Origin of the sequence: Lactobacillus sp. HMSC08B12 (assembly GCF_001808415.1) — a bacterium.
Classification (GTDB): Bacteria; Bacillota; Bacilli; order Lactobacillales; family Lactobacillaceae; genus Lactobacillus; species Lactobacillus delbrueckii.
The window spans coordinates 1-8,472 of the sequence record NZ_KV793152.1; the positions used below are offsets into that span (position 1 = coordinate 1).

The following is an 8,472-nucleotide window of genomic DNA, read 5'->3' on the forward strand; positions in this document are numbered from 1 at the left end:
ATTAATACTTTTTAACAGTCACAACCTTTTCCCTCTCCTTTTCTCATCTCTTTAATTCGCTTTCTTTTGAAATTATCATATATAGCCATACTGATCAAGGAAACTCTCCATTTGCTTTTATCAATCATTCATCTGAAATATGTCCTTGTATACGCAAAAAATCTCGCCTCAGTGTTGAGACAGGGTGCATCCCTCAATTAACAATATCGTAAACTTGTATATCGTAAACTTGTAAAGTATAATATTGTAAACTGTATTATTGCTAACGAGGTGTTTCAATGTTTATCGGCAGAAATCAAGAGCTTACAGCTTTGAATAAGCTCTATCAAGAAGACAGCTTTCAATTTGCGGTCATCTATGGCCGCCGTCGTATCGGGAAAACTAGCTTGATCAACCAATTTCTTAAAGGCAAGCGGGCCATCTATTTTACTGGTCTTGAAGAAAACGCCTTGGAAAACCTGGCCCGTTTTTCTGACGCGATTCACGCCTACGAAGATCCCAGCTATCTGGATGGACCTAATTTTGCTTCCTTTGAGCAGGCCTTCAAATACCTCGTCCATCTCTCTGAGAAAAATGGCCGCTTAATCTTAGTCATCGATGAATTTCCTTACCTGGCGAAAGCCTATCCGCCAATCAGCTCAATGCTGCAATCCTACATCGACCATTATTTTAAACAGAACAAACTCTTTCTTATCCTCTGCGGCAGCTCCATGCCCTTCATGGAAAAGCAGGTCCTTGGCTACAAGAGCCCGCTTTATGGCCGCAGAACTGCCCAGTTTAAGCTGAAACCCTTCAGCCTGCATGATGCCGAAGAATTTTTCCCGCAATTAAATAAGGAAGAAGTTTTTGAACTCAATGCCATCACCGGCGGAATTCCCCTCTACCTCTCCCTGATGTCTCCCAAAAAATCCCTTAGGGAGAACATCAAGGACAATTTCTTAACCACCAGCGCCATGCTCTATGACGAGCCGATGAGTCTGCTCAATCAAGAACTCCGCGAGCCGGCAAGCTACAGCTCCATCATCAGTGCCATCGCGGCCGGGGCCAGCCGGCAGTCAGAGATCTCAACTAAAACTGGTATTGCCAGCGGAGCCCTTAGCCCGTACCTGGACAATTTGATCGACCTGGGCATTGTCGAAAAACGGTTGCCGGTTACGGAACTTGATAAAGCCAGAAGCCGAAAGACCATCTATGCCATCAAAGATGGCATGTTCCGCTTCTGGTATACTTTCGTCGGCAAACGGGTCAGCTTTATCGAACGGGGGATTACCGAGCCAATTTTAGACTACATCATTAAGCAGCTCCCCCACTTCATGGGACCAGAATTTGAAAAACTCTCCCAAGAATACCTCTGGTCCAAACTGTTTGATCCAGACCTGGTGCCAGAGCCTTTTGTCAACTTAGGCAACTGGTGGGGACCGGATCCCAAGGAAAAGAAGCAAGTCGAAATGGACATTGTCGGTTTCGATGACCAAAAGCTGAACGGCTACTTTGGCGAATGCAAGTGGAAAAACGAACCGATCTCCGCGGATATCCTCGAAACTCTCATCTACCGAAGCAGCCTCTTCCCCACTCCTAAGGAAAATTACTACCTGTTCTCCAAGACCGGCTTTACTGATAAATGCCAGCAGCTTGCCCAGCAAGTCGACTGCCACTTAATTACCTTCGACATGATGTAAGTCTAAAAATAGAACCCCATACGCAAAAACATCCCGCCTCAGAGTTGAGACAATGTCATTAAGTTAAGGGATTGACATTGAGAGTTGAGACAGGATGTTTTTTATGTCAGTTTTGCTTTCTTATAGTAATGCAACATACACAAGAATTATTGCTAATAAGACTGCAGCTACAACCGTAATGATATTGATCACCTTTTTTACTCTATCAGACACAGAATCACTTCTCAAGAGTTCATAGCTGCCTAAGCCTACGACAGATATCGGAATGATACTCCAGTAGTTGCTATTCCTATTGGTTAGCTGCTCAACTATATAAGCAAAAATAAACAGAATTAACGTTACCGAAAAAACTTTCATGAAAATCTGTTTCATAACACTACAGATTAATCCTTCCATTGTTAGGATAAGCATCGTGTTTATCCCAATACTTCGCTATTATCGTGCCTGGAGAATTGTAATTCAAAGCATAATCAATAAATGTACTGGTAACAGCACCTGCAGTACCAAACTTCTTAATAATTTTTTGGCGAATCAATCTACTCAACTTTTTCCGACCCACTTTTTTTACAGCAGCTTTTATCCCTGCTGCAGTTAATTTATCTATACCTCTACCCACAAGCAAACTGATTATTACATCAATTGCTGCGGCGGCCTGTGCAACGGTAATCCCTTTTCACGAGGATCTTGAGGAGATTGTTTTTTGACTCTTGAATACAGATACAGATGGGATTTGTCCATCATTTAATTCATCTCGAATCAGCGCCTTAATGTAGTTCCTTGAAAACTCAGGATGAGATTTTTGTAAAATATCAGCAAGTTGATCAATTCGTTCATCAGACCAATACTTTTTGTCAATCTCAATATTCTTGTCAGGTAAACTCATCGCTTCATTCAAGTTAGTTTTCGCACTTACGCTAGCAGCACTGAATGGCAAAAAAATTGTTACAGTAATCATGGTAACAAAAAAGACAGTTAGATATCGTTTACACTTTTTCATCATTCTTCCTCCGAATTTATTTCATCTTTTATGATACTACCAAGTCTTCAACCAGTAAATAATGATTTTATCGCTTTTAAGCAATAAAATCTCATTTTCTATTTCTTACGCAAAAACATCCCGCCTCAGAGTTGAGACAGGATGTTTTTTTATGTCAGAAAGGGTTCAATTTTATAAGGAAGGAATTAGTCTTCGCGGGAGTAGCTTGCTACGTCCTTGCTCAGCTTGTCCATGAACTCAGCCAGGCTTTCGGAGTTTTGTTCTTCAGTCCCGTAAGGACGAACGTTAACCGTGCCAGCGTTCATTTCATCATCCCCAAGCACCAGAGTGTAAGGTACCTTTTGGGTTTGTGATTCACGGATCTTGTAGCCCAGCTTTTCATTTCTGAAGTCGATTTCTGCTCTGAAGCCCTTGGCTACCAGTTCGTCGCGAACCTTCTTAGCGTAGTCTGAGTGAGCGTCCAGGTTAACTGGAATGATTTCAGCTTGAACAGGAGCCAGCCAAGTTGGGAAGGCACCCTTGTAGATTTCAGTCAGGTAAGCGATAAAGCGTTCCATAGTACCGACAATCCCGCGGTGGATCATAACTGGACGGTGTTCTTCGCCATCAGCGCCGATGTATGACAGTTCAAAGCGTTCTGGCAGCATGAAGTCCAGTTGGATGGTTGACATGGTTTCGTCATTGCCCAAAGCAGTCTTGGTTTGGATGTCCAACTTTGGACCGTAGAAGGCAGCTTCACCTTCAGCTTCAACGTAGTCCAGGCCCATGTCGTCCATGGCTGCCTTCAGCATGCTTTGGCTTCTTTCCCACATTTCATCGTTGGCAAAGTACTTGTCAGTGTTCTTTGGATCCCGGTATGAAAGACGGAAGTAGTAGTCATTGATGTCGAAGTCGTGGTAAACGTCCATGATGATTTGCAAAGTTCTAGCAAATTCTTCTTGAACTTGGTCCAGAGCTACAAAAGTGTGACCGTCGTTCAGAGTCATTTCCCGGACACGTTGCAGACCTGACAAGGCACCAGACTTTTCGTAGCGGTGCATCATCCCCAGTTCAGCAATCCGGATTGGTAGTTCCCGGTAGGACCGGATGTGGTGCTTGTAGATTTGGATGTGGGATGGGCAGTTCATTGGCCGCAATTCCAGCATTTCGCCTTCACCCATGTCCATTGGCGGGAACATGTCTTCCCGGTAGTGAGCCCAGTGGCCGGAAGTCTTGTAGGCGTCCAGGTTCATCAAAACTGGCGTGTAAACGTGTTGGTAGCCGGCTGCGACTTCCTTGTCCACGATGTAGCGTTCAATGATCCGGCGGATAGTGGCACCCTTTGGCATCCAGTATGGCAAACCTGCCCCAACCTTAGGGTCAACGAAGAAAAGATCCAGGTCCCGGCCGATAGTCCGGTGGTCTCTTTCCTTGATTTCTGCCCGCCGCTTAAGGTCAGTTTCCAGGTCAGCTTCCTTGAAGAAGGCAGTCCCGAAGATTCTTTGCAGCATTGGGTTTGAGCTCTTGCCCTTCCAGTAGGCACCAGCTACTGACAACAGCTTGAACTTCTTGATCTTGCCAGTGTTTGGCAAAAGCGCGCTAAAGCCAAAGTCAACGAAGTCACCCAGCTTGTAAGCGTTAACCACGTCGCCTTCCTTGGCCAAAAGTTCGCTCTTGTATGGGTCGCCCTTGAAGGCTTCAGCCAGTTCGCTCTTAGCTACTTGTACGTGTTCAATGGCTTCGCCGTTCTTGATAGCCTTTTGCAGGGCCTTTTCCAAGTCTGGCAATTCAGTAACCTTGATTTGGTCTTCCTTGTCAGTTTCGATGAAGAAGCCGTCTTCTGAAACTTCAGCCTGGCCCAGCTTGATTTCCGGGTACTTGTCCTTAACCAAGGCTTCCAAAACGAAGGCAACAGTTGCCCGCAAGACGCTCAAACCTTCAGCGTCCTTGTTGGTCAAAATGGCAACTTCGTGGTCAGCGTCCAGCTGAAAGTCAAGGGGCTTGATTTCCCCGTCAACCTTGCCGGCAACGGCGTTCTTAGCCAGGGAAGTTGAGATGCTGGAAGCAAGGTCAGCAACGGAAACAGCTGCGTCAAATTCTTTCTTTGAGCCATCTGGCAGAGTCAAAGCAAAACTCATTGGTTTAAATCCTCCAAAAACAAAAAAGTCCCGAGCACAAATACATGCTCGGGACGATTAATCATCGTGGTTCCACCCAAAATTCAGGCCTAAAGCGGCCTCTCTTATTGGACTGATAACGGCGTCCAACCTTATCATTTATCTTTTGGGGTCATAGAAGGTGGGGTTCCTCCCAAATGGGGGCTTTCAGAACTGGGCCCCTCTCTCTGAAGCGGGAGGAATCATGTCTTCTATTTACTTTTCGATTATACCCCCTTGCCCAAATAAGACAAGGCTTTTTTGCCATTTTTTTCAAAAAATCTAAGGCAGGCGGCGGTTGTTCCCGTAAACCACCACTTCTTTAGCCAAATAGCGGACCCTTTGCATCAGCCGGGCCGCCTTGACCGGGTCATCCGCGTTCTTGGTCGCGCTAAAGTGGCTCTCCAGGGCCTTCATGTCAAAGTTGGAGCTGAAGAAGGTCGGCAGGTCATTGTCCATCCGGGCCTGGAGAATCACGCCTAAAACGTCGTCTCTTGACCAGGGACTGAGGGTCTCGGCCCCGATGTCATCCAAAATCAAGACATCGCAAGCCGCCAGGCGCTGGATTTCCGTCTGCAGGCTGTTGTCACCGAAGTGGCTGGACAAACCAGCGATAAAGGTCGGCATGTGCAAAAAGATCACCCTGCCGCCCATTTCCGCTACCCGGTTGGCCAGGCCCGCTAAAATGTAGGTCTTCCCGACTCCAAAGTCCCCGCTTAAATAGAGGCCCTTGGCATGGGGATTGCTCTGGTAAGCCTGCAAAAAGGCCCCCACTTCAAACAAGGCCTGCTTGCGGTCATCGGCCATGTCCAAGTCAGCCAGCTTGACCCGGCGCAATTTCTCCGGCAGGTCAATCAACTCAATCCGCCGCTTGGCTGCTGCTTCTTTGTCCCGGCGCTGCTTGTCCTGGCTGGCCTGGTAACGGATCCCGATTAAAGGACCCTCCATGAAAAGCTGGGGCAAATAGCCGCTGATCACCTTGTCGTGGCTGTCTTTTTGCCGGCAGTATTCATAGAGGCTGGCAAAGCTGGCGTCCACGCTCTCCTTAGTCAGCTGGTCCTGGTGGGCCGTCAGAAAGGCCCGGACGTCGGGGTCAGCGAAGACCTGTTTTTTCATCTTTTCAAATGATTCCGCCGAAAAATCCTGCCCGTTCTTGGCTGCCGCGGCCTTAGCCGCGTCACTCAACATGTCGCCAATTGCTCTCATCTAATCACCCTTACTTGTCTTTCTTGTCCGGCCCCTGCAGCATCTTCCGCAGGTCTTCATCAGAAATATTGACCGGCTGGATAAACTGCTTCTTGTTCCAGTCAGTCCCCTGTTCAAGCCGCCGGCTGCCTGAATATGCCGGGTAGTTCTTCTTTTGCCCTGACTGGGCCTGTTTCTTCCCAGCGCGCAGGTGCTTGATAGCGGCTTCCGGGGTCGTGATTCCCTTTTGCAGCCAATCGTTGGCAATCCGGTAGGCCAAATCCCGGGTCAAAACCGGCTGATAGTTGAGGCAAGTGTAGACCAGAACATTGATCAAGTCCATTTCCAGGCCGACATTTTCCCGCAAATCATAGACGATCTGCCGCTCTCTGGCAGTGGTAAAGCCGCCCTTTTCCCGCTTCATGTCATCCAGGAAGTTGACCGGGGACTTGCTCTTCACCAGGTCTAAAAGCTGCTGGTCTTGCTGGTCCACGCTCGGCCGATCCTGCTTTTCTTCCTGACGCTTGATTACCTGCTTGCGGCGGTGGTCAGCCTTGTAGTTGTAGTTGAGGCTCTTTCTGATCGCCGCGGCGTCCAGCTGGTAGCTGCCATGCAGGGTCGGCAGGGTTTCGTTGATAAACTCTTCCTCGCTTAAGCCGTAAAGTTCCATGATGGACCGGATTTCGTCTTTCTGACGGTCGATCTCGCTTTCCGGGATCTGGTAAGTCGCGAAGCGGTCTTTCAAATACTGCCAGTCGATCTGCTTTAAGTTGACCTGGGCTTCTTCCGTCTTCTGGCCGGCATTTTCCTCAGCCGCCTTTTGGACGTCTTCAGAAGGATTGATGGCCTCATTTTCCGGCAGGCGGAAGACTTCAAAAAAGGAAGCGGAAACTTCTTCTAGGTTGTCCAGCTGCCGCTCCTTGACCTGGGCCTGCTTGGCAAATTCCCGGGACAGCTGGCTGAAGCGGACCCCGCCAACTTTTTCTTTTAAGAGGCTGGCTAACAGCGAAGTGTTGAAAAACTCACTAGCCTCCGGCACGGCGTGCAGCTTAAAAGCCAGAATATCCCCCAAGCGGAGATTGTGGCTGACATAGGTCTTGAGTAGCCCCACAGCTTCCAGCTTATGCAGGGCCCGCCAGAGCTGGCGGAGGCTGCAGTCCAGGTCTTCTTGCAGGCTGTACAGGGCACTTGAAGCCGACAAAGACCGGTAAGGATCAAAGTCCTGGACCAGGGTCTGGTAGAGGGCAACCCCTAAAGCCCCGATCAAGGGCTGGTAGAGCTTGATTAAGACCTGCCCTTGCCCTGACTGGTCGGCCAGCTCATTTAAAACGACGTACCTGAGGCGGGGATTGGAATTTTCGTACATGGACTACTTGGCCTTGCTGTGCCGGTCCATCATGTCCTCCATGGTCTTCATGAAGCTGGACATGTCAGTGAACTGGCGGTAGATGGAGGCAAAGCGGATGTAGGCCACGTCGTCGATGTCGGCTAATTGGTCCATGACCAGTTCCCCGATTTCCTTGGAGTAGATTTCGCTGACTCCTTTAGCCCGGATCCGGTTTTCAACATTGTCGACCAGCTTGTTGAGCTGCTCGCTGCTTACCGGCCGCTTCTGGCAGGCAGCCGCCACCCCGTTCAGGATCTTTTCCCGGCTGAAGGCCTCTCTGGTGCCGTCGTTCTTGATCACCAAAAGGGGTGACTGTTCCACCCGTTCAAAAGTCGTAAAGCGGTAGCCGCAGTTTTCGCATTCCCGCCGCCGGCGGATGGTCCGCCCTTCGTCAGTTGGCCGGGAGTCAATAACCCGGGAGGCGTTTTGATGGCAATTTGGACAAAGCATTGTGAAGCTCCTTTCACGCGATAGTTTTCAGCAGATTGCTCAATTTATCTCTTAATTCTTCTATTGTACCAGTATTTTCAAGGACATAGCTAGCCAACAGGCGTTTTTCCCCTAAGGGCAGCTGGGCCTGCATCCGCCTTTTAGCTTCTGCTTCACTTAAAGAGTCCCGCTTCATCAAGCGGTCCAGTTCCACTTCTTCCGGGACCGCGATCAAGAGGACAGCGTCAAAGTAGTCCTGCCAGCCAGCCTCAAAGAGCAGGGGAACATCGATGACGCAAACAGAAGCCTGGCTGTCTTTCATCTGCTTTTGAACTTCTTTTAAGACCTCGCCTTGGGTAATTTCAGACAATTTGGCTAAAGCCTTAGGATTGGCAAAGACATACTGGCCCAGCTTCTTCCTGTTAAGACTCCGATCTTCATTGAAGAAGTCCGGCCCGAATTCTTCTAAGATCCTTTGCCAGGAGACCTGGCCCACTTCGGCCTGCTGGTGGGCAATCAAGTCGCTGTCGATGACCTGGCAGCCCAGCTCTTTTAATATCCGGCTGGCGGTCGACTTGCCCGTGGCAATCCCGCCGGTCAGTCCCAGATAAAAAGGCATCTAATCTTTTACCGAATCATAAAACTTGCTAAATCTTGATA

Annotated in this window: 8 protein-coding genes; 1 reads left to right on the top strand and 7 read right to left on the bottom strand. The window is 48.7% G+C overall.

The window, feature by feature from the left end; genetic code table 11:
* The first annotated feature begins 278 nt into the window (after positions 1-278).
* A complete protein-coding gene (locus HMPREF3168_RS04810; protein WP_003614423.1) occupies positions 279-1,679 on the top strand; it encodes an ATP-binding protein in 1,401 nt (466 codons plus the stop codon).
* A 376-nt stretch (positions 1,680-2,055) separates the two neighbouring features.
* On the opposite strand, the gene HMPREF3168_RS10640 is transcribed toward HMPREF3168_RS04810, so the two are convergent.
* The 7 genes from HMPREF3168_RS10640 to coaE form a co-directional block, all read right to left on the bottom strand.
* Positions 2,056-2,295 carry a hypothetical protein gene (locus tag HMPREF3168_RS10640; RefSeq protein ID WP_003615629.1) on the bottom strand — a complete coding sequence of 80 codons (240 nt, stop codon included), beginning with the start codon at positions 2,293-2,295 and terminating at the stop codon, positions 2,056-2,058.
* Between the two features lie 57 nt (positions 2,296-2,352).
* Complete coding sequence (locus tag HMPREF3168_RS10645; protein WP_070488737.1) at positions 2,353-2,676, bottom strand: hypothetical protein; 324 nt, start codon at positions 2,674-2,676, stop codon at positions 2,353-2,355.
* 185 nt (positions 2,677-2,861) lie between these two features.
* On the bottom strand, positions 2,862-4,793 hold the full coding sequence (gene thrS, locus HMPREF3168_RS04830) for a threonine--tRNA ligase (RefSeq protein ID WP_070488740.1): 1,932 nt from the start codon (positions 4,791-4,793) through the stop codon (positions 2,862-2,864).
* A 300-nt stretch (positions 4,794-5,093) separates the two neighbouring features.
* Positions 5,094-6,017 (bottom strand): primosomal protein DnaI, encoded by a 924-nt coding sequence (gene dnaI, locus HMPREF3168_RS04835; protein ID WP_003614430.1) that lies wholly within the window; start codon positions 6,015-6,017, stop codon positions 5,094-5,096.
* A 10-nt stretch (positions 6,018-6,027) separates the two neighbouring features.
* Entirely contained in the window at positions 6,028-7,362 is a 1,335-nt protein-coding gene (locus tag HMPREF3168_RS04840; RefSeq protein WP_003614427.1) for a DnaD domain protein, read from the bottom strand.
* A 3-nt stretch (positions 7,363-7,365) separates the two neighbouring features.
* Positions 7,366-7,833, bottom strand: coding sequence for a transcriptional regulator NrdR (nrdR, locus tag HMPREF3168_RS04845; protein ID WP_003614428.1), 468 nt, complete (start codon positions 7,831-7,833; stop codon positions 7,366-7,368).
* Positions 7,834-7,846: 13 nt separating this feature from the next.
* Complete coding sequence (gene coaE / locus HMPREF3168_RS04850) at positions 7,847-8,431, bottom strand: dephospho-CoA kinase (RefSeq protein ID WP_003614424.1); 585 nt, start codon at positions 8,429-8,431, stop codon at positions 7,847-7,849.
* Positions 8,432-8,472 lie beyond the last annotated feature (41 nt).